The sequence below is a fragment of the Halomonas faecis genome, from assembly GCF_010993975.1.
Taxonomy (GTDB): Bacteria; Pseudomonadota; Gammaproteobacteria; order Pseudomonadales; family Halomonadaceae; genus Halomonas; species Halomonas faecis.
Map to the genome: position 1 here is coordinate 129,306 of NZ_JAACZO010000058.1, position 23,059 is coordinate 152,364.

The following is a 23,059-nucleotide window of genomic DNA, read 5'->3' on the forward strand; positions in this document are numbered from 1 at the left end:
TGTAGTGCTTCTCATTTGCGACGTCAACACAAATACGAATATTTTTTGTTTATCCGCCGGCCAGCCGTAGCCAGAGAGGCAAGGTGAACATGGCGAGCAGTGTCTGGCCGGTGATCAGCGCCGCCATCAGCTCGCTATCGCCACCCAACTGGCGAGCCAGGATGTAGGCGGAGGTAGCGGTGGGCAGCGCCGCGAAGAGCAATGCCACGTCGCGGCTGACCGGGTCGAGCCCGGCGACCCATGCCAGGAGCAGCACCATGGCGGGAAGTACGACCAGCTTGACGAGATTGGCGACCCAGACGCCCCGGTCGTGGCGTATCAACGCCTGAGGTCGCAGAGCCACGCCCACGGCCACCAGACCCAACGGCAGGGCAGCGCGCCCCAGCAGTTCCACCGTCGCTTGACTCCAGCCGGGCAGGCCGACTCCGGAGAGGTTCAGGGCGATGCCGGCCAGGCAGGCGAGAATCAGCGGATTGCGCACCAGAGCGGCCAGGCTCTTACCCAGGCTCGAGGAACCGAGGGTGCCGGCGGCAATGAAGCAGAGCACGCACAAGACGTTGATCACCGGCACCATCAGGGCCACGGCGACGGCGGCGACCGTGGCCCCGGGCGCGCCGTGAAGCGCCGCGGCGCCGGCCACACCGACATAGGTATTGAAACGGATCGCTCCCTGGAAGAGCGAGGTGAAGGTAGCGCCATCCGGGGCGAGCCGATGGCGAAGGCGCCACAGAACCACGGAGAAAACTAGAAGGGCACCCAGCAGCACGGCGGCGAGACGTCCGATGGGTACCTGCGAGACGTTGGCCGTGGCCAGGGTGGCGACCAGCATGGCGGGAAACAGCAGGTAATAGATCAGCCGCTCCAGCTGCGGCCAGAAATCGCCCCCCGGCTGCTTGAGCCGACCCAGCAGTGCGCCGAGCAGGATCAGCAGAAACAGTGGGCCCAGTGCGCCGGCCACGTCAGTCATCGCTACCTCCCTGTTGTATCGTCTGGTCGATTTCGCCTGCGACAACCGTCCGCGTTCAGCGGCCGGCCAATGCTGATAAGCTTATCGTCCATTCTCGTTCATTGAAGGGCTGCTGCCGCTGCCATGAATCTCCCCTCGTTGCCTTCGTTGCGCTCTTCGGGGTTGCCGACCTTGCGTTTACTGGCCGTGGCGACTCTGGTGGCACTGTCCACGGCGCTGTGGTATCTGGTATCGCACCAGTTGCGCGATGAGTCCGACATCCGGTGGTTTTCCGCCCCCCCGAACTGTGACTTGCATCGTGCGCCCTGCACGGTGACGCTGGGGGAGCACGGTTTCCTCGAACTCACGGCGATGGCCGACGGTCGTATCCAGGCGCTCGAGCCCTTGCCGTTGACGGTGGCCGTGGAGGGGGTGGAAGCCCGTTCCGTGCGTGTCGACCTGGTCGGCCGCGACATGGACATGGGGCTGCATCGCTTTCCCCTCGAGTGGCAGGCCGATGGACGTTTCCACGGCGAAGGACAGGTGCCGATCTGTACCGAAGCGCGGATGGACTGGCAGGCTCGAGTGGTGGTGGAAACCTCAGATGGCCGCCTGGGCGGTCGATTCGATTTCACGGTGGAGCGAAGCACGCCATGACACGTAAGGCACTCTTGGCAGCATTCGTGCTGCTGGTCGCGACCCTGGCAGTGGGGGCCTATGCCTGGTATCAGCAGCAGACCGGGCAGGGTGACGAGCCGTTGGGCGGTCCGGTGGAACTGCCTTCTACGCAGGGGGGCTTCTCGCTCGACCAGCTCGAGGCGGATCAACTGGCGGTGATCTTCTTCGGCTACACGCAGTGCCCGGACGTCTGTCCCATGAACATGGCGGTGATGCGCCAGGTGATGCAAAGCCTCGACGAGAGCCAGCGTCGACGCATCGTGCCGGTGATGATCTCGGTGGACCCGGAGCGCGACAGCCTGGAGCGCCTCGCTGAGTACGTCGGCAACTTCGGCGAGTCGTTCATCGGCGCCACCGGCTCCCTCGAGCAGCTCGAGGATATTGCCGACCGCTACGGCGTGGTGTGGCGCCGTGTCGAGACGCCGGATTCGGCGATGGGCTACACCGTCGACCATACGGCGTCGCTGTTCCTGGTCGATCGCCATGGCGAAATCCAGCGGCGCGTGCTCTACTCGCCGACCTCCGGGGCGTTGCAGGCAGCGGTGGAGGAGGCCTTGGCCAGCGGTTGACCTCACGGCGAAGCGGGCGCTTCCATCAGCCGCTCGAGCATGGCGATCAGCGCTGACACCTGAGTGCCTTGCCGGGTGTCATGCAGCGGGTGAAGCTGCCAGGTGCTCTCGGCGAACCCCCACCAGTCCCAGCATCCCTGAGGATTGGCTAGGCTGGTCTCCGCCTGGGGATAGAGCACCACACGGTCATTGGCGGCTGCCCAGGCGTTGAGCCCAGTGTGACGCACGAAGGCCTCGCCGATCTGTTCCGCCCCCATGGCACAGCCATGTAACGCCAGGGTGAGGTCGCAGCCGCCGTCTTGGCAGCTGTCCGGCACGTACAGGTACCCGGTATCGGCTAGCCCCCTGGCCCCGAACTCTGCCTGATCGAACGCCAGTAGTTCCCCAGCGTTTGCCGTCTTCTCGGTCGGCGCGGTCAGGTCGCCATGCAGCCAGCTCAGTGCCGTGCCGGCCAGGTCCGTGTCGCAGGCCAGCAGGTGGGTGCCGCCGCCGCGCTGGCAGTCGCCGAGCTGCTCCGGCGGGATGTCGCGATCCTGGGTACGTATCGGCCATCCATGGCCAGTGGCCGAGGCGTGTTGGTGGAGCAACTGCTCATCGGGATCGGCCAGCCAGTCGCTGAGCTGTGTGGCCAGGGCTTCGCCGAGCGTGGGATCGACCACGTCATCGTCGTTGCCGTGCCAGACGAAGGCGCGCAAGTCGGCGAAGGCAGCATCGCTGCCTACCAGGTCGCGGGCCTGGTAGTCGCGGCGGCGGCGCGCCAGGGCGTCCAGGTCCGGAGGGCCATCGCGGGTGTCCATGCACTGCCCCAGAGCTTGCCCCAGGCTGCCTTCGGCGCAGCTCCACGGTCCCGCGGCAAGCACGCCAAGCCCGGAGAAACGCGACGGCCAGGCCACCGCCAGTTGAGTGGCCATGTAACCGCCGGAAGAAATGCCGATCACGCTGACGGCAGTGTCGTTCAGGGCCAGCGGGGGCAGGTCGTCAGGGCGCTCATCACCCCAGGCATGGCCTACGGTGGCCACCAGGGTGGCGGCGAGGAGTGTCGCGGTTCGCATTGGCGGTTCAGTCCATGACGTCCAGCAGCTCGATCTCGAAGATCAGCGTTTCATTGGGGCCGATGGGGCCCTGTCCCTGAGCGCCGTAGCCGAGCTCGGGGGGAATGAACAGCTTCCAGGTGTCGCCGACCTGCATCATCGGCAGTGCTTCCTGCCACCCCTCGATGACCTGGTTGACACGGAAGGTGATCGCCTCGCCGCGGTCGTGGGAGCTGTCGAAGACGGTGCCGTCCACCAGCGAGCCTTCATAGTGTACCTCGACGGTAGAGGTGGTATCGGGGGAGGGGCCGTCGCCAGATTCCAGCACTTCATACTGCAGGCCGGACTGCGTGACCTGAACGCCCTCATGTTCGGCGTTTTCCTCCAGGAATGCCTCACCCTCGGCCTGGTTGCGCTCGGCGAGGACTTCCGACTCGGCCTGGCGTGCGGCCATGGCTTCCTCCTGGAAGCGGCTCAACGCCTCGCTCATCGCCTCGTTGTCCATGGCCAGTTCGTTGTCTTCGATGACGTCTCGGATGCCCTCGGCGAACGCATCGACGTCGAGGTCGGCGAAGTCCTGGGCGATGCTCTGCCCATAGGCCACGCCCAGGCTGTAGCTCAACCGCTCGTCGTCGCTTTCCGGCGCGGCGCTGGCCAATTGTCCCGTCAGCGTCAGTGCGGCCGCACAGGCAGTCGTCAGCAGTGTCTTCATGCAAGCATCCTCGTAGAGTCCAGGGGCGAGCTCGCTTTGTCTGCAGCGGCCCCGATTGCCAATCACTCGCGGCATCGGCCCGCCAATGGCGGGCCGATGCACGGTTCATCGGACTCTATCAGGGCGGATAACGTTCCGCACGCTCGGGCGTCAGACCACCAGAGTCGGGCAGTGGGCCGATCCGGCAACGCGCTGGGCGACGCTGCCCAGCAGCAGGCTCTTTTCGCCATTGGTGCCCTGGGCGCCGATCACGATAAGGTCGCACTCGCGCTTGCGGGCGAAGCGCACGATGGTTCGTGACGGTCGCCCCCCCTTGACGAAGGCACGTACCTTGCTTTGTTCGGCGCCCAGCTCTACGGCCTCGTTCTTGGAATGCACCGCGACCTCGGTGGCGTACTCTTTGAGGGCGTCGTCGGGAATGTCCAGTTTGTCCGGGCGCACCATGGAAAGCGAGGCCTCGAGCAGACTGTGGTGCTTGAACACGCACAGGATGTAGAGCTCTGCCCCGGTCAGCATCTGCAGGCCAACGGCCTTCTGCAGGGCCTTCAGTGCCCCCTTGGAACCATCCACCGGTACCAGTATGCGATTGAACATCGGCTTGCTCCTGAGGTGGCTGGGTTAGGCATAGGCGAGATCGCGCAGAAAGAGCGCAATCTGCGGGAACATGATCAACAGTGCCGCGGCCAGCACCAGGATGAAGATGAAGGGTGGCGTTCCCTTGATCACGTCCAGGTAGGGCCGTTTGAAGATGGCGATGGCGGTGAAGATATCACAGCCAAAGGGCGGCGTTGCCGAACCGATCGCCACCTGCAGGGTGATCAGGATGCCCACCAGCACCGGGTCGAGGCTAGTGGCTTCGACGGCCGGAGCGAAGATCGGCGTCAGCACCAGGATGACGACGATGGGGTCGACGAACATGCAGGCCACGAAGAAGGCGATGCAGATGGCGATCAGCACGCCCGTGGGACCGGCCTCTTGGATGCCGACCGCGGCCAGGATCTCCTGTGGAATCTGGGCGAAGGAGATGATCCAGGAGAAGCCGTTGCCGACGGCGACCAGAATGAACACCACGGCGGTGATCAAACCGGTGGACTTGGCGATGGCGTAGATGTCGGCGGCCTTCAGCGAACGGAAGATGACGAATTCCAGGACGATCGCATAGAGCACGCAGGCGGCGGCCGCCTCGGTGGGGCTGAAGATGCCGCCATAGATGCCGCCCACGATGATCACCGGAAAGCCCAGTGGCCAGAGGGCGTCGCGCACCGACAGGGCACGGGTGCGCCAGGTCGAGCGTGGCTCGGTGGGCACGTCCTTGACGATGGCGTAGATCACGCAGTAGGTGGCGAACATCAGCAGGATCAGCAGCCCGGGACCGATGCCGGCGATGAACAGTTCGCCGATGGAAGTGCCCGAGATGACGCCGTAGATGATCATGCCGATGCTTGGCGGGATCAGGAAGGCGATGTCGCTGGCGTTGATGATCAGTGCCAGGGTGAAGGAGTCGGAGTAGCCGGCCTTGAGCATCTTGGGGCGTAGCGGCGAGCCGATGGCGACCACCGTGGCCTGGGTCGAGCCGGAGACGGCACCGAACAGGGTACAGGAAGCCGCGGTACTGACCGCCAGGCCGCCCTTAACGTGGCCGATGAAGGACATGACCATGTTGATGAGGCGTTCGGCGGACTGTCCGCGGGTCATGATATCGGCGGCGAGGATGAACATGGGCACGGCGATCAGCGAGGCTGGGCGAATGCCCGCCATCATCTGCTGGATCAGGGTATCCATCTGCCCCAGACCGTTGAACATCATGAAAAAGCCGATCACTGCAGCGGTGATCAGCGGGATCATCATCGGAAAGCCCAGCAGCAGCAGGGCGATCATCGTGGTGACCATTATCGTCGTCATGGTGAGTTCCCCCGGGCGCTGTGCCCTGCGTCAGACTTCCGTTTCCGTGTCCTTGTAGCCATCCAGCACGCCCGTCGACAGATAGACGTCCCGCGATGTCAGGTTCTTGATGGCGGTCAGCAGGTACTGGATGCCGGTGATCAGAAAGCCCAAGGGCACCCAGACGTAGATGATCCAGATCGGCAGGCCCAGAGCGGGCAGTACGCGACCCTTGGAATAGAGATCGACGATGTAGACGATCGAGTAGTAGAGCAGGAAGAACATCACCAATGAGGTGAACAGCGAGATGACGATCATCAGGGCCTTGCGCCCGCCCACCGGTAGCGCATCGTAAATGGCCGACATGCGGATGTGGCGGCCGTGGCGTGCGGCGTAGCCGATGCCGGCGAAGGTGATCATGATGATCAGGATTCGGTTGATCTCACCGGAAAAGAAAATGCTGGAGCCGAACACGAAGCGGCCGACGACGTTGGCGATGGTGTTGGTGGCCATCAGCAGCACGCCCATGGCGAGTATCACTGACTCGAGCTTGCTGATGAAGGTATCGATGGTGCCGAGAAAGCCCGGGAGACCGGAGCGGTAGTGCTTTTCGGAGTCTTCTTCGGTCATGGCGAATCTTCCTGTCAGCGAATGAGCGGCCATCGAAGCCCTGGCCATCATCAGGGTATCGGGCTCTGGGATGCAGAGCGGCGTTGAGTCTCAACGCTCAATGGACGTTGAGCCACCTGCCTGCCCTGGCAGTGCGGTAGAGCACCGCTTGAAACAAGTCGGGGGCAGCGAGTGCTGCCCCCGTGTGGTGGCGAAAAGTTCGCCTTACTCTTCGGTGACCGCTTCCAGGTCGGCCTTGAACTGCTCGAGCAGCGCGGCACCGTCTTCTTCGGTCATCTCGAGGAAGCGCTCCTCGACCTGTGGCGCACGTTCACGGAAGGTCTGGATTTGTTCGTCATCGAGACGCGTCACGGTGCACTCGTCGCAGGCTTCCATGATCTTGTCCAGCGACGCTTCGGCGAGCCCTTGGATGTGCTCGATGGTGTGGTCGTAGGCGGCTTCGGAGGCTTCGCGAATCAGCGTTTGATCTTCCTCGGACAGGCCGTCGAAGAAGTCCTTGTTGGCCATCATGGCGGTGGTGAACCAGCCATGGCCGGTGAAGGTCAGGTGCGGAGACACCTCGTACAGACCGCCGGACTCGATCCAGAAGATCGGGTTTTCCTGGCCGTCGAGGATGCCGGTCTGCAGGCCGCCGTAGACCTCGCCCCAGGGCAGCGGGGTGGGCGTGGCGCCGAAGGCGTTGTAGGTCTCCGACAGCAGCGGATTGGTCATCACGCGGATCTTCTTGTTGTCGAAGTCCTCGGGTGAGGTGACCGGTTCGTCGGCGGTGACCACCATCTCCCCTTCCGGGTACATCTGGAGCAGCTCCAGACCGTGCTCGGCGTAGAGCTCGGGGAACATTTCGTTGATGGCCTTGCTCTCGTCGAAGAACTCGAGAACCGTCTCCATGTCGGTCGGCATCAGATACGGAATGAAGAAGATCTGCGCAGCCGGAATCAAGGAGCCGGTGAAGCCGGGCGACTGGTTGACGAACTGCAGGATACCGTTCTGGGTCTGCTCCATGATGTCGTCGGATTCGCCCAGTTCGCCGAAGCGGTAGACCTGAACGGAGTGATCGGAGTTGTCTTCGATGTGCTCCTTGAAGGCGTAGGCGAACACGTCCTGAACGTCACCTTCGAATTCCTCATGCGCATAGCGCCACTCGGCAGCCTGCACGGCACCGGTCATGCCGAACAGCAGGGCGCCGACACTGGCAGCGGTCAACAGCTTGGTTGCCTTCATTCTTGTGTTCTCCTTGCAGGTTGGAGCCCGAAAAACCTCAGCGTCCTCAGGCATCTTGATCAGCACGATGGCTGGACAGGTAATTTCAGGCTAGCGTGGCCCCTATGGAGGGTCAAGCCGGCTTTCCAGGGTTTGCAGGGCCATAAGTTGCGATTTTTTCTGCACTTGCCAACGCGCCGCCAACGTTGAAGACAATGATGCGGGCGGCTGGGGAAGAGGTTCGAGGTGTGTCGTGCGCTCGCTGAGGCGCTGGAGCTCGGTCAGGACGTGGCATTCGGCGGCGAGTTCGGCACGCTTGATGTTGTGGCGGACTCCCGCAACGCCGGCATCGCCGTGCGCCTGGGCCTTGAGTCTCCGGCGCAGGGTGCGCAGCGGTCGGGTGACCTCTCGCTGCCAGCGGTGCAGCTCGGCGAGTTCCGGTGTCTCGCTAGCGAGTCGTGCGCCGTGATGGTATAGCCAGGCGTGCCACAACACTTCGCAGACGTCGAGTCCGGCATCGTCCTGCAGGGTGAGGCAGGCTGCTTCGACCCCCTCGCGAGCATACAGGGCCAGGGCGAAGTCGATGAGCGGCATATCGCACAGACGGCTGCGCAGTCCCTCGCCCCATGCGGTAGAATCGTGTGCCTCGCTCGGGCGGCGGCTGCCTCGTTGGCCGTTTCCCGTCATCGCTTCATCCTTCATGACGCGCGGAGCCTGCATGATTGCACTACGCCAGGTCACCCTGCAACGCGGCACCCAGCGCCTGCTGGAGGGCGCCGACCTGACCCTGCACGCCGGCCACAAGGCGGGCATCGTCGGTGTCAACGGCACCGGCAAGTCGAGTCTGTTCCAACTGCTGCTGGGTGAGCTGGCCACGGATCGCGGTGAGATCGAAATGAGCGGCGGGCAGCGCATCGCCCACATGGCCCAGGAGGTTGCGTCTCTCGACCGCCCCATCGTCGACTACGTGCTCGACGGTGATCGCGAGCTGCGAGCCACCGAGGCTGCGCTGGCCGAGGCTCAGGCGGCGGGCAATGCTCACCGCGAGGCGGAGCTGCACGGTGCGATCGAGGCGCTGGATGGCTACAGCGCGCCAGCCCGCGCCGCTCAACTGCTGGTCGGCCTGGGTTTCACTCAGGCCGACCTCGTCCGCCCCCTATCGGACTTCTCCGGCGGCTGGCGTATGCGCGTGGGGTTGGCTCGCACGCTGTTCATGCCCTCGGATCTGCTGCTGCTCGACGAGCCTACCAACCACCTGGACCTCGATGCCCTGCTATGGCTCGAGCAGTGGCTGATTCGTTATCCGGGGACGCTGCTGCTGATCTCCCACGACCGCGACTTTCTCGATGCGGTGTGCGATCACATCGTGCATTTCGACCGCCAGTCGCTGGTCCTCTACCGTGGCAACTACTCCACCTTCGAACGCACCCGTGCCGAGAAGCTGGCGCTGCAGCAGGCCGAGGCTGCCAAGCAGCAGGCGCGGCGCGAGGAGATCGAGCGCTTCGTCGCGCGGTTCCGCTACAAGGCGACCAAGGCACGCCAGGCACAGAGCCGGCTCAAGATGCTCGAGCGCATGGGCGATATCGCCGTGGCCCATGCCGACTCGCCCTTCCATTTCACCATTCCCTCGTCGGACAAGACCTCCCATCCGCTGCTGGTGCTCGACGAGGCGCGGCTGGGTTATCGCGATGACGCAGGTCATGAGACGGTCCAGCTGGACGATGTCAAAGTGACGCTGCTGCCCGGCCAGCGCATCGGCCTGTTGGGGCCCAACGGGGCTGGCAAGTCGACGCTGATCAAGTCTCTGACCGGTGAGCTACCACTGCTTTCGGGGAAGCGCGTGGCCGGCGAGCATCTGGCCATCGGCTACTTCGCCCAGCATCAGCTCGAGAGCCTCGATCTGGCGGCGACGCCCTTTCAGCACGTGCAGCGTCTCTCGCCCACGGCAGCCGACTTGGATATCCGCAACTTCCTGGGTGGATTCGGCTTCCACGGCGATGACGCCTTCGCTGCAGTGGCTCGTTTTTCCGGCGGCGAAAAGGCGCGCCTGGCACTGGCACTGGTGGCCTGGCAGAAGCCTAACCTGCTGTTGCTCGACGAACCGACTAACCACCTCGATCTGGAGATGCGCGAGGCGCTCACCGAAGCGTTGACGAGCTTCGAGGGGACGGTGATCCTGGTCTCCCACGACCGTCACCTGCTGCGTGCCACCGTCGACGAGTTCTGGCGGGTGGCCGACCACTGCGTCGAGGCCTTCGACGGCGATCTGGAAGACTACCGTGCCTGGCTCAAGGCACGGCTGGAGGGCGAGCGCCGCGAGGCCCGTGCCGAGAAGAGCGACCGCAAGGCCGAGAGCCAAGCTCCCAAGGAGGATCGCAAGACCGCACGCCGTGCCGCCGCCGAGCTGCGCGAACGGCTGCGCCCGCTCAAGAAGGCGCGCGACCGGGCCGAACGCGCCATGGACGAGGTCCAGGCCGAACTCGCCGCCGTGGAGGAGGCGCTGGCCGACGCCGAGCTCTACACCGACACGGCGCGCAAGGGCGAGCTCACCGAGCGCCTGGCCCGCCAGGGCGAACTCAAGTCGCGGCTGGAGGCGCTGGAGGCTGACTGGCTGACCGCCGAGGAGACACTGGAGGCGATGGAGACCGAGCTGCAGGGTAACGCTTAGCCATGCTGACATCGCGGCTTTTCCGGCGACAGGTCCGCGCGGGGGCGCTGTGAATCCCTCCCTGCACGCTACTTCTTCCTTCCCTGGAAGAAGACCCCCGCTTCGACCTATCCCCGGCGCCGCTCGCGTCAGGCGTCAGCCGCTATCCTCCTGAGGTGCTCGGTGCTCGGTGCTCGGTGCTCGGTGCTCGGTGCTCGGTGCTCGGTGCTTTCAGCTTTCCAGCAGAAACGTTACCGGTCCGTCGTTGATCAGTTCGACCTGCATGTTGGCCGCGAACTCGCCGCTCGCCACCTGCGTCCAGGCGGCCCGGGCCCTCTCCAGCAGGTAGTGGAAGAGCCGTTCGCCCTCGGCGGGCGGGGCGGCGCTGGAGAAGCTGGGCCGCAGCCCCTTGCGGGTATCGGCGGCCAGAGTGAACTGCGATACCAGCAACAGGCCACCGTCCACTTGTTGCAGATTCAGGTTCATCTTGTCGTCGGCATCGGCGAACACCCGGTAGTGCAACAGCTTGTGCAGAAGCTTGTCGGCGGCGGCTTCGTCGTCGCCCTTCTCGATGCCGATAAGGGCCAGTAGGCCTCGTTCGATGCGGCCGGTCTCACGGCCATCGACCGTCACGCTGGCATGACTAACCCGTTGGATCAGGGCGCGCATGGCGGGCTTCCCTCCGTGTGGCGAAAGCGCCGAGGGTAGCACGCGGGTCGGGAGCTCTCACCAGGCGCGACACAGCATGATGTCGCAATGGGGCTCGGTGAGCAGCGCCTCGGTGATATGGCTCTGACGGCCCAACTGGCCGCGGCTGCCCAGCGCCAGCAGATCCGGGGGGTGGCGGCGCAGGCGAGTCAGCAGCACCTCGAGGGGCTCGCCCTGCTCCAGCACCAGTTCCAGTTCGGGCACGTCGTCGAGCTCGCCCATCAGTTGGTCGATCTCGCGTTCCAGCTGGTTACGCAGGCGCCCGACTTCACGATCGCGCCAGCGGGCATAGTCGCCCTGGGAGCCCAGCTCGCGTTCGCCGGGAATGTCCCAGGCATGCAGCAGGGTCAGGCGAGCGTCGGGGAATCGCTTGAGGGCCTCGCGCAGGGTGTGGCGGCAAGCCAGCGAGAAATCCACCGGCACCAGGATGTCTTCCCAGTCACGGCTGGCCGGCTGACTGACCGATAGCACGGGGCAAGGGGCACTGCGCAGCACCCTGGCCAGCGTGGTGCCGGCCACCAGGTCGGGCTGGCCGCGCTTGCGGTGGGAGCCCAGCACGATCATGTCCACCTCGCGGTCGTGTGCCTCACGAACGATCTCGGCATAGGGGGCGCCAGCCACCGTTTGCAGCAGAGTGCGCGGCTCGGGAAGGGCATAGTCTTCGCGGATGTCAGTCAGAGTGGCCTGCATGTCGGCGACCACGGCATCCTCCAGGTCGTGTAGCACGCGATGGGGCAGGTAGGGGTCGAGTACGTGGACGACATCGAGGCGCGCGCCGTTCTCGGTGGCCAGGCGAATGGCGCGGGCGAAGGCGGCACGGTTCTCGGCGGACAGGTCGCAGGCGAAGAGCAGGGTCTGGGTCATTGTGACTCCCTCCCATGTCGGATGATCCCGGCGGGACAGTCTCAGCATGGGCGGGGAGGGGCGGCACTGCAAGCTTGCGGGATCACCACCAGGCGTGGAAGTGGTGGACCGGCCCCTGGCCCTGACCCACGTCCAGGCGCGAGCTCGCCGTCAGTGCGGCTTCGAGCCATGCCTTGGCGGTGGCCACGGCATCGGGCAGGGCGTCGCCATGGGCCAGGCGAGCGGCGATTGCCGAAGAGAGCGTGCATCCCGTTCCGTGTAGGTTGGCGGTATCGACCCGTGAGCCCTCGAGCCAGATCGCATCGCCAGCGGTGATCAGGAGGTCGGGGCACTCCCTCCCGGGTAGGTGGCCTCCCTTGAGCAGGGTCGCTCCGGCACCCAGGTCGCGCAGTGGGCCGGCCAGTGCTTCCATCGCGGTACGGCTGTGTGGCGTCGGTCGATCGAGCAGCACCGCTGCTTCCGGTAGGTTGGGAGTGACCACGTCGGCGAGCGGTACCAGAAGGTCGCGCACCGCAGCGATGCCGGCATCGTCGACCAGCACGTCGCCACTCTTGGCCACCATGACCGGATCGAGGACGATCCACCGCGGCCGGCAGCGTTCGAGTGACGCACGAATCGTCTCGGCGACGTCGCGGCTGGCCACCATGCCGATCTTCACGGCGTCGATGGTGACGTCGTCGAGCAGCGTGGCGAGCTGGGCGTCGATGAAGCCGGACGGTATGGGGTGCACGCCGCTGACGCCGCGCGTGTTCTGGGCGGTCAAGGCGGTGATCACGCTGGTACCATAGACGCCGAGTGCCGAGAAGGTCTTGAGATCGGCCTGGATGCCGGCGCCGCCACTGGGATCGGAGCCGGCAATGGTCAGTGCATTGGGTATCGTTCGAGACTGTATCATGAGGTCAAGGTATCGCAAGGCGGTGTCAAAGCGTGAAAGTCACCCGTGCTGAGTCTATTCGTGGTGTCGCTGGTCAGCGCTACCCTGCTGCCGGGGGGCTCCGAGGTGTGGCTGGCCCGGCTCTGGTGCCGGGGTGAGCACGTGCTCATGCTATGGGCGGTGGCTACGTTCGGCAACACTCTGGGCAGCCTGATCAACGTCACCTTGGGGCGCTATGCCAGGCGCTTCCAGGACCGCCGCTGGTTCCCCGCCTCACGCGAAGGGCTGGTGCGCGCCGAGCGTTGGTACCGGCGCTTCGGCGAGTGGAGCCTGCTGGCTTCCTGGGCGCCGATAGTGGGTGACCCACTCACGGTTCTGGCCGGCGTGCTGCGCTTGCCCTGGTGGCGGGCTCTGCTGCTGATCGCCCTGGCCAAGGGGAGCCGCTATGCGGTCGTGCTCCTCCTGGCTCAGGCGTGGCTGGCTCCGCTCTGCTAGTAGTTCCTTGTCCGAATCCCTTTCCTACAGAACCGAAGGCAGCCAGGTGGCCAGGCCCGGGAACAGCGCCAGGGCCAGAAGCATGGTGAGCTGCAGCAGGATGAAGGGAATCACGCCTTTGTAGATCGCTGAGGTGGGTACCGATTCCGGTGTCACCCCGCGCAGGTAGAAAAGCGCGAAGCCGAACGGCGGGGTGAGGAAGGAGGTCTGCAGGTTCACCGCGATCATGATGCCCAGCCAGATGGGATCGATATCCATCATCAGCAGTACCGGGCCGACGATCGGCACCACTACGAAGGTGATTTCGATGAAATCGAGGATGAAGCCGAGCAGGAAGATCACCAGCATCACCACCAGGGTGGCGCCCACCACGCCGCCCGGCAGCGATTCGAACAGTTCGGTAACCAGCGCCTCGCCGCCGAAGGCGCGAAACACCAACGAGAAGAGCGCGGCACCGATCAGGATCATGAACACCATGCTGGTCACCTGGGCCGTGGCGTAGACCGATTCGCGCAGCATGGACAGGTCGACGCGACGGTTGGCCAGTGCCAGCAACAGCGCGCCGGTTGCGCCGACCGCCGAGGCTTCCGTGGGCGTGGCCAGGCCACCGAGTATCGAGCCCAGCACAGCGATGATGAGAAGCACTGGCGGTATGAGTCCCTTGATCAGCAGCGGCCACAGGCTGCCGGCATGGCCGAGCTCCGCCATCAGTGCGTGGCGGTCGGCTGGCGGCGCCGTCGCGGGTCGTAGCCAGGCGGTGATCGACACGTAGAGGATGTAGGCGACCACCAGCAGCAGGCCGGGAATCAGCGCACCGATGAACAGATCGCCCACCGATACCGTCTTGGGGCTCCAGACGCCCATCGCGAGCTGGGCCTGCTGGTAGGCGTTGGAGAGCACGTCGCCCAGCAGTACCAGGGCGATGGAAGGCGGGATGATCTGACCCAGAGTGCCGGTGGCGCAGATGCTGCCGGTGGCAAGCTGTGGGGAATAGCCGCGCTTGAGCATCGTGGGCAGCGAAAGCAGGCCCATGGTGACCACCGTGGCGCCGACGATACCGGTGGAGGCGGCCAGCAGCATGCCCACCAGCACCACGGCGATGCCCAGACCGCCGCGCAATGCGCCGAACAGCAGCGTCATGGCGTCGAGCAGCGTCTCGGCAACCCGCGACTTCTCCAGCAGCACCCCCATGAGCACGAACAGCGGCACGGCTAGCAGAGTCTGATTGGTCATGATGCCGTAGAGGCGGTTGGGCATGGCTTCCAGGTAGCGCGACTCGAAAGGTACCGGCACGCCCAGTTGCTGCAGCAAATGGCCGAGGCCGGCGAACAGCAGAGCGGTACCGGCCAGCGTCAGCGCCACCGGGTAGCCGAGCATGAGGACCGCGCAGACGGTAGCAAACAGCAACAGCGGCAGGAGTTCGAGCAGCACCTCCACGTCAGATTCCCTCCTGATGATCGGGGGTGTCCGGTCGAGCCGGGGGATCGTGAGGGGAGCAGCCGCGCAGGATCAGCCACTGGCGTAGCGCCTGGGCGACGCCCTGTACCAGGAGCAGGGCCACCATGACCAGGATCAGCGACTTGAGCAGAAAGACGCCGGGAATGCCACCGTCCGGCGAACGCTCGAGGATCGCCCAACTGCTCAGTACGTAGTCCAGGCTGCTGATGCCGATGAACAGCGTGACCGGCAGCAGCAGCAGCAGGGTGCCGGCGAGGTCGATGCCGGCACGGCGGCGCGCCGACAGCCTGCGGTAGAAGATGTCCACGCGCACATGGCCGTCACGGCGCAGCGTCCAGGCCGCGCCCAGCAGGAAGACGGCGGCATGCATGTACATGACCGACTCCTGCATCACGATGCTATGAATGCCGAAGACATAGCGCATGACCACGATGGCGAACTGCAGCAGCATCATGATCAGTACCAGCCAGGCGACGTAGCGCCCCACGGCCTCGGTCAGGCCATCGAGCCGCCGCAGCACAGCCCGTTCACGGTTCGTGGAGGGCATGAAGACTCTCTCGTTGCTTGATGCGGATAGCGGGAGGGCATCATCGCCGATTCGCTGCGATGAGTCATCCCTGCGCCTCAACGCCGCGTTGCCAGGCCCTATCGTGGATGAGGGCGGAAAGGGTCTCGCGGCAGTCCGGCGGCAGCTCCACATCGACGGCGATCGGCAGGTGGTCGGAGAAGAGGTGGTCCAGAACGCGCACGTGGCGTGCCGTCAGGGTCTTCGAGATCAGGATGTGGTCGAGGGCCCGTCGCGGTTGCCACGAGGGGTAGCTGAGCAGCGGGCGCACCGGATGGAGAGGCAGGGATGCGCAGAAGCGCTGGTGGCCGTGCAGTTGCTCCGGCGTGCAGTTGAGATCCCCCATCACCACGACGTGACGTAGCGGCAGAATGAGTTCGCTCAGGTAGTCGAGCTGGCGCACGCGCCCACGGTGGCTGAGTGCCAGGTGCGCAACGAACAGGTGCAGGGCATCGGGCCCCTCGCCGAAGCGTGCATGGATGGCGCCACGGCCGGGCAACGTGCCGGGCAGACGGTGCACTTCCAGGCTCGAGGGGCCCAGGCGCGAGAGCAGGCCGTTGCTGTGCTGGGCGATGCGGCCCAGGTTGCGGTTGAGCTGCTGATAATGATGTGGAAAGCCGGCATGGTTGGCCAGGTACTCGACCTGGTTGACATGGCTGGAGCGGAAGCTTCCTCCGTCGACCTCCTGAAGGCCGACGATGTCGAAGCGTCCCAGCACCTCGCTGACCATGTCCAGGCGCCGCTGGCGCCGAGGGTGAGGCAGGAGGTGCTGCCAGCTGCGCGTCAGGTAGTGGTGATAGGCCGAGGTCTGGATGCCGACCTGCAGGTTGAAGGTGAGCAGCCTGAGCCGCCCGCCTTCCAGGAGCGGTGAACGGGCCTCGGCCAAGTGTGACGAGCGCTCAGTCTGCACGTTCCTCACGAACCTTTTCGACCAGGACCGCGGCGATCTGCGGCATGTTGTCGAGACTGCCGGCGCTGCTCGGCGTGACTAAGTAGCGGCCGTCGACCATCAGAGCCGGTACGCCCCTGAGGCGCATGTCGCGCATGCGTGAATGGGCTCGATTGACATGGTTCTTGACGCCGAAGGCATTCAGGGCGTCGCGGGCTTCCTCTTCGCTCACTCCGTAGTCGCTGAACAGCTCGGCGACCTGATCCATGTCGGTGAGCGAGCGGCCCTCCTCATGGATGGCGTGAAAGATGTCGGCGTGAGCCGCTTCGCGGATGCCCAGTTCTTCGGCAGCGTAGAAGACCTGTGCATGAATGTTCCAGTCGCCACCCATGGTAGCCGGCAGGTGCACGATCTCGACGTCGTCTTCCAGGGTTGAATACCAGTCACGGACATGGCTTTGCAGGTTGTAGCAGTGGGGGCAGCCGTACCAGAAGGCTTCGGTGACCTCGATCTTGTCCTCGGCGACCTGCGTCTCGACCGGCTCGTCGAGCACCTCGTAGTGTTCGCCTTCGACCAGCGATTGAGCTGTGGCCAGGGTGGGCAGGGCGAGGGCGGCCAGCGCCATGGCCATTAAAGGGATCGTCTTGCGCATGCAGCATGTCTCCATTGGTGGGACGGTCGATGTGCCGAGTGGGCATCGCTTCCTTGGAGCCGGGAAGTGCAGCCGGGTTCCCTGCCCACGAAACGACGAAGGCGGCCGAGCGCCGCCTTGGTGAAACCTCGGCCGGAAGCGGCCCGCCGCGACACGATTACGGCATCGCTCAGTGCAGCCCCAGGATGTAGTTGGCCACGGCTTTCATGTCGTCATCGCTCATCTTGGACGCGATGTCACGCATGATGGCGTTGGGATCGTTGGCGCGCTCGCTGGCGGCGAAGTCCTGCAGCGTGCTCACCGTGTACTCGGCGAACTGACCGGAAACGGCCGGGTAGACGGCGGTGCCGATGCCCTCGCCGGTGGGCGTGTGGCAGGCCGCGCAGGCCGGGATGCCTTTGGCCATGTCGCCGGCACGGTAGAGTTCCTCGCCGCGGGCCAGCAACGCTTCGGCGTCCTCCGCCTGGCCGACGTTGGCGTCCTGCTCGGCGAAATAGGCGGCCACGTCCCAGGCATCCTGATCGGAGAAGTCGTCGACCTGACCGGCCATTTCGGCCACTTCGCGGTTGCCATCGCGAATGTCCATGATCTGCTTGGCCGTGTAGGACATCTTCTGGCCGGCGAGATGCGGGAAAGAGGGGCTGGAGCTGATGCCTTCCTGCCCATGGCAGGCAGCGCAGGGTTGCGCTTTCTCGCTTCCTGCAGCGGGATCCGCGTCCGCTGCCATATCCGCGTGGGCGGCGCCGACGGCGCCCATGGTGAATGCCAGGCTTGCCAGTAACTTTCTCATTGCTGATCCACTATGCCGTTGTGTTTGATTACCGGTACGCATCCTGGGTGCCGCCCAGATCCCGCTGGTGCCAGGCCGGGCTCGCCCTGTCGCGCTATAGCGACCCTCCCCACGGTCGCTGCCGACAAGAGCACGGTGGTACACTAGCGCGCCCAGGTCGCAGACAAAAGACACTGCATTATAACGAATCCCCTGCCTATCGGGAATGCAGGGTCACGCGCTGGGCGACGACCCTTTGCCGCATAGTGATGCCATGCCTCGACTCAACTACCAAACTGCACGTTTTCTCACCAGTTCGCCGACGCTCGACCAGTGCCCGCCCGACGCAGGGGCCGAGGTGGCTTTCGCGGGCCGTTCCAATGCCGGCAAGTCCAGCGCCATCAATGCATTGACTCAACAGAAGGCATTGGCCAGGACATCGCGCACGCCGGGACGAACGCAGCTGATAAACTTCTTTACCGTGGCCGGCGATACCGCGCTGCGGCTGGTGGATCTGCCGGGCTACGGCTATGCCAAGGTACCCGAGAAGGTCAAACTGGAGTGGCAGCGCCACCTTTCCGACTACCTGCGTGCGCGGCGCTCGCTCAGGGGCGTGGTGCTGATGATGGATGTGCGCCATCCGCTCACGGAGTTCGACCAGATGATGCTGGGCTGGGCCGACGAACAGGACATGCCGGTACGTATCCTGCTGACCAAGGCCGACAAACTGAAACCGGGTGCGGCACGCAGTGCGCTGCAGCAGGTCCGCCATCGTCTGCAGGAGTGGGAGGATTTGGTGAGCGTGCAGCTCTTCTCGGCCCTCAAGCGTCAGGGCGTGGACGAAGCGTCGGCGCAACTGGACGACTGGTTGCTGGCAGCGTCGGAGAGTGAGGCCTGAGCGTTGACTAGAGTCGCCACAGGGGCGACGTGCTCGTGTGGCGATCCAGCCGGGTGAGCAGCGTCGGCAGCTCACGGACGTGCGTCAGGTGGTGTACGCCGGACGGCAAAGGGTGTGGCGGAGCCTCGGCGGCGATCCAGGCCGTCTGCATGCCTAGGCGCCGTGCTGGCTCCACGTCGTCACGCCAGGAATCGCCGACATGCAGTGTCCGAGCCGGTGGCGTGCCCAGCCGTGCCAGGGCGGTGAGAAACGGGCGAGGATGCGGTTTGGGTGCGAGCAGCTCGCCGGCGGCAATGGCGACCGGAAAATGGGCGGCCAGTGGAAGCCGCCGGACGTCGACGTTGCCGTTGGTGATGCTGGCCAGTCGGTAGCGCCGGCCCAGCCGGGCGAGCAGATCGCCCACCTCGGGATAGGGCGTGATTTGGTGGCGCAGGGTCAGGAAGCGTTGCATGGCAGCGTCGGCCCAGCGTTCGGCATCCTCGTCGGCGAGACCGAACTCGGTCAGCAGCGCGCGTAGGGCCTGGGTGCGTAGCCAGGTGAAGTCGCCGCGGCGCAGAGGGTGTGCCTCGGCGAGTGCCTGGCGGCGTGCCACGTAGGCTGGCAACGGAAAGCGTTCGCTGAAGCGCGGCATCGTGGATCGGCCTCGCTCGCAGAGCCACCGGGCCAGGGCGGCATCGAGCCAGGCGTAATGGCCGGATTCGGTGTCGACCATCACCTGGTGGTTGTCCCACAGGGTGTCATCCAGGTCGAAGGTGAGTGCGTCGAGGCGTGGCGCGGCCGGCATGGTGCTCATTCGGGGCTCGGGTCGTGACGGCGGCGGGCACGCGGGTGGGTAGCATCGTAGCTCTCGGCCAGGTGCTGCCAGTCCAGCCGCGTGTAGACCTGGGTGGTGCTCAGGTTGGCATGGCCGAGCAGCTCCTGTACGGCACGCAGATCCTGACTCGACTCCAGCAGGTGGCTGGCGAAGGAGTGGCGCAGGCGGTGCGGATGCAGGTGCTCGGGCAAACCGCGGCGGCGTGCCAGTTCGGTGAGGCGCTTCTGGATGGCGCGATGGCCGAGACGAGAGCCTCGGGTGCCGACGAACAGCGCCGGTTCATCGTCGTCGGCCAGCTGGCTGCGTACCGTCAGCCAGGCGGCCAGGGCCTGGCGGGCTCGCCTTCCCACCGGTACCTGACGAGGTTTGCCGCCCTTACCGGTGACGCGCACACGCTGCGGTTGCAGGTCGCCGAGATCGGCCCCGGCTAGCTCGGCCAGGCGCAGGCCGCTGGAGTAGAAGAGCTCCACCATGGCTTGATCGCGTCTGGCCAGCGGGGTGTCGTCATGCGGCGCATCGAGAAAGCTCGCCAACTGGTCGGCATCCAGGGGGGTGGGCAGGTGTGCCGGCTGACGCGGCGCCGGGACGAGGCTCGCTGGGTTGTGGGTCAGCACGCCTTGGGCCACCAGGTGTGCGGCGAATCGGGAGACGGCGGCACGGCGCCTTGCCAGGCTGCGTGGCGCCAGGCCGCGGGCGCGCTCGGCACCCAGGAAACGTCGTACCCGCGCCGCATCCAGCTCGCCGGCATCATGGATCCCCTGGCTTTCCAGAAAGCCGGCCAGTGCCTCGAGGTCACGGCGATAGGCGCTTACCGTGGCGGGGCTGGCTGTGGCCGCCAATTCGGTGAGGCAGGCGGCGATCTGGCCGCGCAAGGCGCTGTCAGCCATGCAGCGGTGCACTCCGTAGCGTCAGCAAACGGGCCAGGACGTCGCTCAGGTATTCGGTGAACAGGGTATCCATGCTCGCGCGGAAGTGGTCGGGGTCGGGACTGGCCAGTATCAGATAGCCCAGCGGCTCACCGAGGGCCAGACGGGACAGGGCGCAGGAGCCGGACTGGCGCGGGGCATCGGTATGGGGCAGCAGTTGGGCCCAGTCGGTGGGAGTGAGGCGCGTGCAGCGGCTGGTGCGACCGTCGAGCAGGGCCGACAGGCGAGCGCGGGCATGATCGTCGAGCACCTGACGCGGCGGTTGTGGGGGGCGCGGTTCGCGGTCGGTGAGCGAAGGCTCGCACCACAGGGCCACCGTCGGGATCTGGAAGCGTTCGGCCATCTGGGTGGCCAGTGCCTGGCCCAGGGCGTCGTTGTCTTCGGCCTCGAGCAGCCCCAGCACCAGCTCGCGGGTACGGCGGTATTGCGCCTCGTTGTGGCGGGCCGACTCCAGCAGTTGCTCGAGGCGCCATTCGGCTTGTTCGGCGCGGTGGCGCAGGTCGTGTACCAGGCGTTCGAGCAGCGATGTGGCGCCACGCGCTTCGGGGTGCGGCACCTTGAGCTGCTGAAGCAGGCCCTCGCGTCCCACGAAGAACTCCGGGTGTCGGGCCAGCCATTCGGCCACTCGATCGGGATCCAGGGTCTTGCGTGGTTCAGGTGCGGATCGGGGCATGCTGGACTCCTTGGCTGTGGGGCGCGTTAGTAGAGAATGATGCGCCCGTCGAAGACGCGTTCGGCCGGGCCGGTCATGGTCAGCGCAGTGGCATCGCCGGACCACGCGATGCGCAGGTCGCCGCCGCGCAGATGCACGGTGACCGGGCTCTCCAGAAGCCCCTGACGAATGCCGCACGCTACGGCCGCGCAGGCGCCGGTGCCACAGGCCAGCGTCTCGCCGCTGCCGCGCTCGAAGACGCGCAGGCGTATCTCGTGGGCCGAGACGACCTGCATGAAGCCGACGTTGACGCGGCGGGGAAAGCGCGGGTGACTCTCGATGGCCGGCCCGAGGCGGGCCACCGGCGCCGTTTCGACGTCATCGACGCGGAGTACGACGTGGGGATTGCCCAGGGAGGCCACGCCGACCTGCAGGGTTTCGTGCGCCACCTCCAGCGTGTGGTGCAGCCGGTCCTGCGCCGCCTCGAAAGGTAGCGACTCGGGAGCGAAGCACGGCGTGCCCATCTCCACCGTGACCTGTTCGTCGTCCTCGACGCGCAGCGTCAGCGGCCCGCCCGCCGTCTCGACGCGGATCTCGCGCTTGTGGGTGAGACGCTGGTCGCGCACGAAACGGGCGAAACAGCGTGCGCCGTTGCCGCAGTTCTCCACTTCGCTGCCGTCGGCATTGAAGATGCGGTAGCGGAAGTCCATGTCCGGGTCGCGGGGCGGCTCGACGACGAGCAACTGGTCGAAGCCCACACCGAAGCGGCGGTCGGCGAGGCGCCGTATCTGCTCGTCGCGCAGCCGGGCGCGCTGCGTGACCAGGTCGATCACCATGAAGTCGTTGCCCAGGCCGTGCATCTTGGTGAAATGCAGCAGCATCAGCGTTCCCCCTCGCCGAGGTCGTCAGGCAGCCGCGACTCGCCGGCCCAGAGGTCGGCCAGCGATTCGCGCTGGCGGACGACATGGTAGCCGGCGCGATCCACCATGACTTCGGCGGGTCGTGGGCGGCTGTTGTAGTTGGAGGCCATCACGAAGCCGTAGGCGCCGGCCGAGCGTACCGCGAGCAGATCGCCCTCGGCGATGGCCAGCGCTCGATCCTTGCCGAGGAAGTCGCCGGTCTCGCACACCGGGCCGACCACGTCGTAGGTGGCGCTGTCGCGCACGGGGCGGGTGTCCACCGGGAGGATCGCCTGCCATGCCTGATAGAGCGAGGGACGAATCAGGTCGTTCATGCCGGCGTCGACGATGGCGAAATTCTTGCTCTCGCCTGGCTTGAGGTACTCCACCCGGGTGAGCAGCACTCCGGCGTTGGCGGCGATGGAGCGCCCGGGTTCGAAGAGCAGGGTGAGTCGCTCGCCGCCCTCCCAGCGTGCCAGGCGTTCGAGCAGCGAGGCGGCGTAGTCGAAGGGTTGCGGTGGGCGCTCGTCGCGGTAGGGCACGCCGAGCCCGCCCCCCAGGTCGAGGTGCTCGACGTCGATGCCCCGCTCGCGCAGCCGCTCGAGCAGCACCAGCAGGCGGTCCAGGGCATCGAGGAAGGGAGCGAGCTCGGTGAGCTGCGAACCGATATGGCAGTCGAGCCCGACGATGCGCAGGTGGGGCAGCGTGTCGGCGAGCTCGTAGACTGCCAGCGCCTCGTCCACCGGAATGCCGAACTTGTTGTCCTTCAGCCCGGTGGAGATGTAGGGATGGGTGCCGGCGTCGACGTCGGGATTGACGCGCAGCGATACCGGCGCCACGACGCCGTGGCGTTCGGCAACCCGGTTCAAGCGCTCGAGTTCGGGGCGCGACTCGACGTTGAAGCACTTGATGCCCACCTCCAGGGCTCGGGCCATCTCCGCTTCTTGCTTGGCCACGCCGGAGAAGACCACCTTGGCGGGGTCGCCGCCAGCGGCCAGCACGCGCTCCAGCTCGCCGACGGAGACGATGTCGAAGCCGGCGCCGAGGCGGGCTAGCAGGTCGAGCACCGCCAGGTTCGAATTGGCCTTGACCGCATAGCAGATGAGGTGCGGGTGACTGCCCAGTGCCTCGGTGTAGGCGCGGAAATGGCGGGTGAGCGTGGCCCGCGAGTAGACGTAGCAGGGCGTACCGACCTCGTCGGCGATCCGGGTCAGGGCGACCTGCTCGGCGTAGAGTACGCCGTCGCGGTAGTCGAAGTGGTCCATGTCAGTCGCTGTCCTCGTCGGCGGGCGTATCCTCAGC

The 23,059-nt window shown here is 65.8% G+C and carries 26 protein-coding genes; 5 read left to right on the forward strand and 21 right to left on the reverse strand.

Annotation, left to right across the window (positions count from 1 at the left end; genetic code table 11):
• Nucleotides 1–49 precede the first annotated feature (49 nt).
• Nucleotides 50–967: an AEC family transporter gene (locus GFD32_RS18620; RefSeq protein ID WP_163578068.1), complete on the reverse strand. Its 918-nt coding sequence runs from the start codon at nucleotides 965–967 to the stop codon at nucleotides 50–52.
• Between the two features lie 123 nt (nucleotides 968–1,090).
• Here GFD32_RS18620 and GFD32_RS18625 point away from each other — a divergent pair, with 123 nt between their 5' ends.
• Both GFD32_RS18625 and GFD32_RS18630 read left to right on the forward strand, forming a co-directional pair.
• Entirely contained in the window at nucleotides 1,091–1,603 is a 513-nt protein-coding gene (locus GFD32_RS18625) for a hypothetical protein (protein WP_163578069.1), read from the forward strand.
• Nucleotides 1,600–2,193 carry an SCO family protein gene (locus GFD32_RS18630; protein ID WP_163578070.1) on the forward strand — a complete coding sequence of 198 codons (594 nt, stop codon included), beginning with the start codon at nucleotides 1,600–1,602 and terminating at the stop codon, nucleotides 2,191–2,193. Before GFD32_RS18625 ends, GFD32_RS18630 begins: the two co-directional genes overlap by 4 nt.
• 2 nt (nucleotides 2,194–2,195) lie before the next feature.
• Here GFD32_RS18630 and GFD32_RS18635 read toward each other — a convergent pair whose 3' ends face one another.
• The 7 genes from GFD32_RS18635 to GFD32_RS18665 all read right to left on the reverse strand — a co-directional run bounded on the left by GFD32_RS18635 (nucleotide 2,196) and on the right by GFD32_RS18665 (nucleotide 8,334).
• Nucleotides 2,196–3,245 (reverse strand): alpha/beta hydrolase family protein, encoded by a 1,050-nt coding sequence (locus tag GFD32_RS18635; protein WP_163578071.1) that lies wholly within the window; start codon nucleotides 3,243–3,245, stop codon nucleotides 2,196–2,198.
• A gap of 7 nt (nucleotides 3,246–3,252) precedes the next feature.
• The gene (locus tag GFD32_RS18640) at nucleotides 3,253–3,936 is read right to left on the reverse strand and encodes an FKBP-type peptidyl-prolyl cis-trans isomerase (RefSeq protein ID WP_163578072.1); all 684 of its coding nucleotides are present in this window, start codon (nucleotides 3,934–3,936) and stop codon (nucleotides 3,253–3,255) included.
• A gap of 150 nt (nucleotides 3,937–4,086) precedes the next feature.
• Complete coding sequence (locus GFD32_RS18645) at nucleotides 4,087–4,530, reverse strand: universal stress protein (protein ID WP_163578073.1); 444 nt, start codon at nucleotides 4,528–4,530, stop codon at nucleotides 4,087–4,089.
• Between the two features lie 24 nt (nucleotides 4,531–4,554).
• A complete protein-coding gene (locus GFD32_RS18650) occupies nucleotides 4,555–5,838 on the reverse strand; it encodes a TRAP transporter large permease (RefSeq protein ID WP_163578074.1) in 1,284 nt (427 codons plus the stop codon).
• A gap of 30 nt (nucleotides 5,839–5,868) precedes the next feature.
• Nucleotides 5,869–6,447 (reverse strand): TRAP transporter small permease, encoded by a 579-nt coding sequence (locus GFD32_RS18655; RefSeq protein ID WP_163578075.1) that lies wholly within the window; start codon nucleotides 6,445–6,447, stop codon nucleotides 5,869–5,871.
• A gap of 204 nt (nucleotides 6,448–6,651) precedes the next feature.
• Entirely contained in the window at nucleotides 6,652–7,668 is a 1,017-nt protein-coding gene (locus tag GFD32_RS18660; protein WP_163578076.1) for a TRAP transporter substrate-binding protein, read from the reverse strand.
• A gap of 102 nt (nucleotides 7,669–7,770) precedes the next feature.
• Nucleotides 7,771–8,334 carry a TIGR02444 family protein gene (locus tag GFD32_RS18665; protein ID WP_163578077.1) on the reverse strand — a complete coding sequence of 188 codons (564 nt, stop codon included), beginning with the start codon at nucleotides 8,332–8,334 and terminating at the stop codon, nucleotides 7,771–7,773.
• 31 nt (nucleotides 8,335–8,365) lie between these two features.
• Between GFD32_RS18665 and GFD32_RS18670 the strand changes: the two genes are divergently transcribed.
• Nucleotides 8,366–10,315, forward strand: coding sequence for an ATP-binding cassette domain-containing protein (locus GFD32_RS18670; protein ID WP_163578078.1), 1,950 nt, complete (start codon nucleotides 8,366–8,368; stop codon nucleotides 10,313–10,315).
• A gap of 210 nt (nucleotides 10,316–10,525) precedes the next feature.
• Here GFD32_RS18670 and dtd read toward each other — a convergent pair whose 3' ends face one another.
• The 3 genes from dtd to thiD all read right to left on the reverse strand — a co-directional run bounded on the left by dtd (nucleotide 10,526) and on the right by thiD (nucleotide 12,761).
• Nucleotides 10,526–10,963 (reverse strand): D-aminoacyl-tRNA deacylase, encoded by a 438-nt coding sequence (dtd, locus tag GFD32_RS18675; protein WP_163578079.1) that lies wholly within the window; start codon nucleotides 10,961–10,963, stop codon nucleotides 10,526–10,528.
• A gap of 57 nt (nucleotides 10,964–11,020) precedes the next feature.
• Nucleotides 11,021–11,866 carry a universal stress protein gene (locus GFD32_RS18680; RefSeq protein WP_163578080.1) on the reverse strand — a complete coding sequence of 282 codons (846 nt, stop codon included), beginning with the start codon at nucleotides 11,864–11,866 and terminating at the stop codon, nucleotides 11,021–11,023.
• A gap of 82 nt (nucleotides 11,867–11,948) precedes the next feature.
• Nucleotides 11,949–12,761 carry a bifunctional hydroxymethylpyrimidine kinase/phosphomethylpyrimidine kinase gene (gene thiD / locus GFD32_RS18685; RefSeq protein WP_163578081.1) on the reverse strand — a complete coding sequence of 271 codons (813 nt, stop codon included), beginning with the start codon at nucleotides 12,759–12,761 and terminating at the stop codon, nucleotides 11,949–11,951.
• A 45-nt stretch (nucleotides 12,762–12,806) separates the two neighbouring features.
• Here thiD and GFD32_RS18690 point away from each other — a divergent pair, with 45 nt between their 5' ends.
• Nucleotides 12,807–13,235, forward strand: coding sequence for a YqaA family protein (locus tag GFD32_RS18690; protein WP_163578082.1), 429 nt, complete (start codon nucleotides 12,807–12,809; stop codon nucleotides 13,233–13,235).
• 24 nt (nucleotides 13,236–13,259) lie between these two features.
• On the opposite strand, the gene GFD32_RS18695 is transcribed toward GFD32_RS18690, so the two are convergent.
• The 5 genes from GFD32_RS18695 to GFD32_RS18715 form a co-directional block, all read right to left on the reverse strand.
• On the reverse strand, nucleotides 13,260–14,663 hold the full coding sequence (locus GFD32_RS18695) for a TRAP transporter large permease (protein WP_163578142.1): 1,404 nt from the start codon (nucleotides 14,661–14,663) through the stop codon (nucleotides 13,260–13,262).
• Between the two features lie 10 nt (nucleotides 14,664–14,673).
• Complete coding sequence (locus GFD32_RS18700) at nucleotides 14,674–15,240, reverse strand: TRAP transporter small permease subunit (RefSeq protein ID WP_163578083.1); 567 nt, start codon at nucleotides 15,238–15,240, stop codon at nucleotides 14,674–14,676.
• 64 nt (nucleotides 15,241–15,304) lie between these two features.
• Complete coding sequence (locus tag GFD32_RS18705) at nucleotides 15,305–16,168, reverse strand: endonuclease/exonuclease/phosphatase family protein (protein WP_163578084.1); 864 nt, start codon at nucleotides 16,166–16,168, stop codon at nucleotides 15,305–15,307.
• Nucleotides 16,158–16,799: a thiol:disulfide interchange protein DsbA/DsbL gene (locus GFD32_RS18710; protein WP_163578085.1), complete on the reverse strand. Its 642-nt coding sequence runs from the start codon at nucleotides 16,797–16,799 to the stop codon at nucleotides 16,158–16,160. Before GFD32_RS18710 ends, GFD32_RS18705 begins: the two co-directional genes overlap by 11 nt.
• 169 nt (nucleotides 16,800–16,968) lie before the next feature.
• Entirely contained in the window at nucleotides 16,969–17,589 is a 621-nt protein-coding gene (locus GFD32_RS18715; protein WP_163578086.1) for a c-type cytochrome, read from the reverse strand.
• A 253-nt stretch (nucleotides 17,590–17,842) separates the two neighbouring features.
• On the opposite strand from GFD32_RS18715, the gene yihA reads away from it, so the two are divergent.
• Nucleotides 17,843–18,466: a ribosome biogenesis GTP-binding protein YihA/YsxC gene (gene yihA / locus GFD32_RS18720; protein WP_163578087.1), complete on the forward strand. Its 624-nt coding sequence runs from the start codon at nucleotides 17,843–17,845 to the stop codon at nucleotides 18,464–18,466.
• Nucleotides 18,467–18,473: 7 nt separating this feature from the next.
• Here yihA and GFD32_RS18725 read toward each other — a convergent pair whose 3' ends face one another.
• The 5 genes from GFD32_RS18725 to lysA are packed head-to-tail and all read right to left on the reverse strand — an operon-like array spanning nucleotide 18,474 to nucleotide 23,022.
• The gene (locus tag GFD32_RS18725; protein ID WP_240455707.1) at nucleotides 18,474–19,259 is read right to left on the reverse strand and encodes an HAD family hydrolase; all 786 of its coding nucleotides are present in this window, start codon (nucleotides 19,257–19,259) and stop codon (nucleotides 18,474–18,476) included.
• Nucleotides 19,256–20,167, reverse strand: coding sequence for a tyrosine recombinase XerC (locus GFD32_RS18730; RefSeq protein WP_163578088.1), 912 nt, complete (start codon nucleotides 20,165–20,167; stop codon nucleotides 19,256–19,258). The genes GFD32_RS18725 and GFD32_RS18730 overlap by 4 nt, the downstream gene beginning before the upstream one ends.
• Nucleotides 20,160–20,879 (reverse strand): DUF484 family protein, encoded by a 720-nt coding sequence (locus GFD32_RS18735; RefSeq protein WP_163578089.1) that lies wholly within the window; start codon nucleotides 20,877–20,879, stop codon nucleotides 20,160–20,162. The genes GFD32_RS18730 and GFD32_RS18735 overlap by 8 nt, the downstream gene beginning before the upstream one ends.
• Nucleotides 20,880–20,905: 26 nt before the next feature.
• Complete coding sequence (gene dapF / locus GFD32_RS18740; RefSeq protein WP_163578090.1) at nucleotides 20,906–21,739, reverse strand: diaminopimelate epimerase; 834 nt, start codon at nucleotides 21,737–21,739, stop codon at nucleotides 20,906–20,908.
• A complete protein-coding gene (lysA, locus tag GFD32_RS18745) occupies nucleotides 21,739–23,022 on the reverse strand; it encodes a diaminopimelate decarboxylase (RefSeq protein WP_163578091.1) in 1,284 nt (427 codons plus the stop codon). The genes dapF and lysA overlap by 1 nt, the downstream gene beginning before the upstream one ends.
• Nucleotides 23,023–23,059 lie beyond the last annotated feature (37 nt).

Coding starts and splice junctions, on each gene's coding strand:
- GFD32_RS18620 (WP_163578068.1), bottom strand. CDS start 967: ATGACTGACGTGGCCGGCGCACTGGGCCCACTGTTTCTGCTGATCCTG.
- GFD32_RS18625 (WP_163578069.1), top strand. CDS start 1,091: ATGAATCTCCCCTCGTTGCCTTCGTTGCGCTCTTCGGGGTTGCCGACC.
- GFD32_RS18630 (WP_163578070.1), top strand. CDS start 1,600: ATGACACGTAAGGCACTCTTGGCAGCATTCGTGCTGCTGGTCGCGACC.
- GFD32_RS18635 (WP_163578071.1), bottom strand. CDS start 3,245: ATGCGAACCGCGACACTCCTCGCCGCCACCCTGGTGGCCACCGTAGGC.
- GFD32_RS18640 (WP_163578072.1), bottom strand. CDS start 3,936: ATGAAGACACTGCTGACGACTGCCTGTGCGGCCGCACTGACGCTGACG.
- GFD32_RS18645 (WP_163578073.1), bottom strand. CDS start 4,530: ATGTTCAATCGCATACTGGTACCGGTGGATGGTTCCAAGGGGGCACTG.
- GFD32_RS18650 (WP_163578074.1), bottom strand. CDS start 5,838: ATGACGACGATAATGGTCACCACGATGATCGCCCTGCTGCTGCTGGGC.
- GFD32_RS18655 (WP_163578075.1), bottom strand. CDS start 6,447: ATGACCGAAGAAGACTCCGAAAAGCACTACCGCTCCGGTCTCCCGGGC.
- GFD32_RS18660 (WP_163578076.1), bottom strand. CDS start 7,668: ATGAAGGCAACCAAGCTGTTGACCGCTGCCAGTGTCGGCGCCCTGCTG.
- GFD32_RS18665 (WP_163578077.1), bottom strand. CDS start 8,334: ATGACGGGAAACGGCCAACGAGGCAGCCGCCGCCCGAGCGAGGCACAC.
- GFD32_RS18670 (WP_163578078.1), top strand. CDS start 8,366: ATGATTGCACTACGCCAGGTCACCCTGCAACGCGGCACCCAGCGCCTG.
- dtd (WP_163578079.1), bottom strand. CDS start 10,963: ATGCGCGCCCTGATCCAACGGGTTAGTCATGCCAGCGTGACGGTCGAT.
- GFD32_RS18680 (WP_163578080.1), bottom strand. CDS start 11,866: ATGACCCAGACCCTGCTCTTCGCCTGCGACCTGTCCGCCGAGAACCGT.
- thiD (WP_163578081.1), bottom strand. CDS start 12,761: ATGATACAGTCTCGAACGATACCCAATGCACTGACCATTGCCGGCTCC.
- GFD32_RS18700 (WP_163578083.1), bottom strand. CDS start 15,240: ATGCCCTCCACGAACCGTGAACGGGCTGTGCTGCGGCGGCTCGATGGC.
- GFD32_RS18710 (WP_163578085.1), bottom strand. CDS start 16,799: ATGCGCAAGACGATCCCTTTAATGGCCATGGCGCTGGCCGCCCTCGCC.
- GFD32_RS18715 (WP_163578086.1), bottom strand. CDS start 17,589: ATGAGAAAGTTACTGGCAAGCCTGGCATTCACCATGGGCGCCGTCGGC.
- yihA (WP_163578087.1), top strand. CDS start 17,843: ATGCCTCGACTCAACTACCAAACTGCACGTTTTCTCACCAGTTCGCCG.
- GFD32_RS18725 (WP_240455707.1), bottom strand. CDS start 19,259: ATGAGCACCATGCCGGCCGCGCCACGCCTCGACGCACTCACCTTCGAC.
- GFD32_RS18730 (WP_163578088.1), bottom strand. CDS start 20,167: ATGGCTGACAGCGCCTTGCGCGGCCAGATCGCCGCCTGCCTCACCGAA.
- GFD32_RS18735 (WP_163578089.1), bottom strand. CDS start 20,879: ATGCCCCGATCCGCACCTGAACCACGCAAGACCCTGGATCCCGATCGA.
- dapF (WP_163578090.1), bottom strand. CDS start 21,739: ATGCTGCTGCATTTCACCAAGATGCACGGCCTGGGCAACGACTTCATG.
- lysA (WP_163578091.1), bottom strand. CDS start 23,022: ATGGACCACTTCGACTACCGCGACGGCGTACTCTACGCCGAGCAGGTC.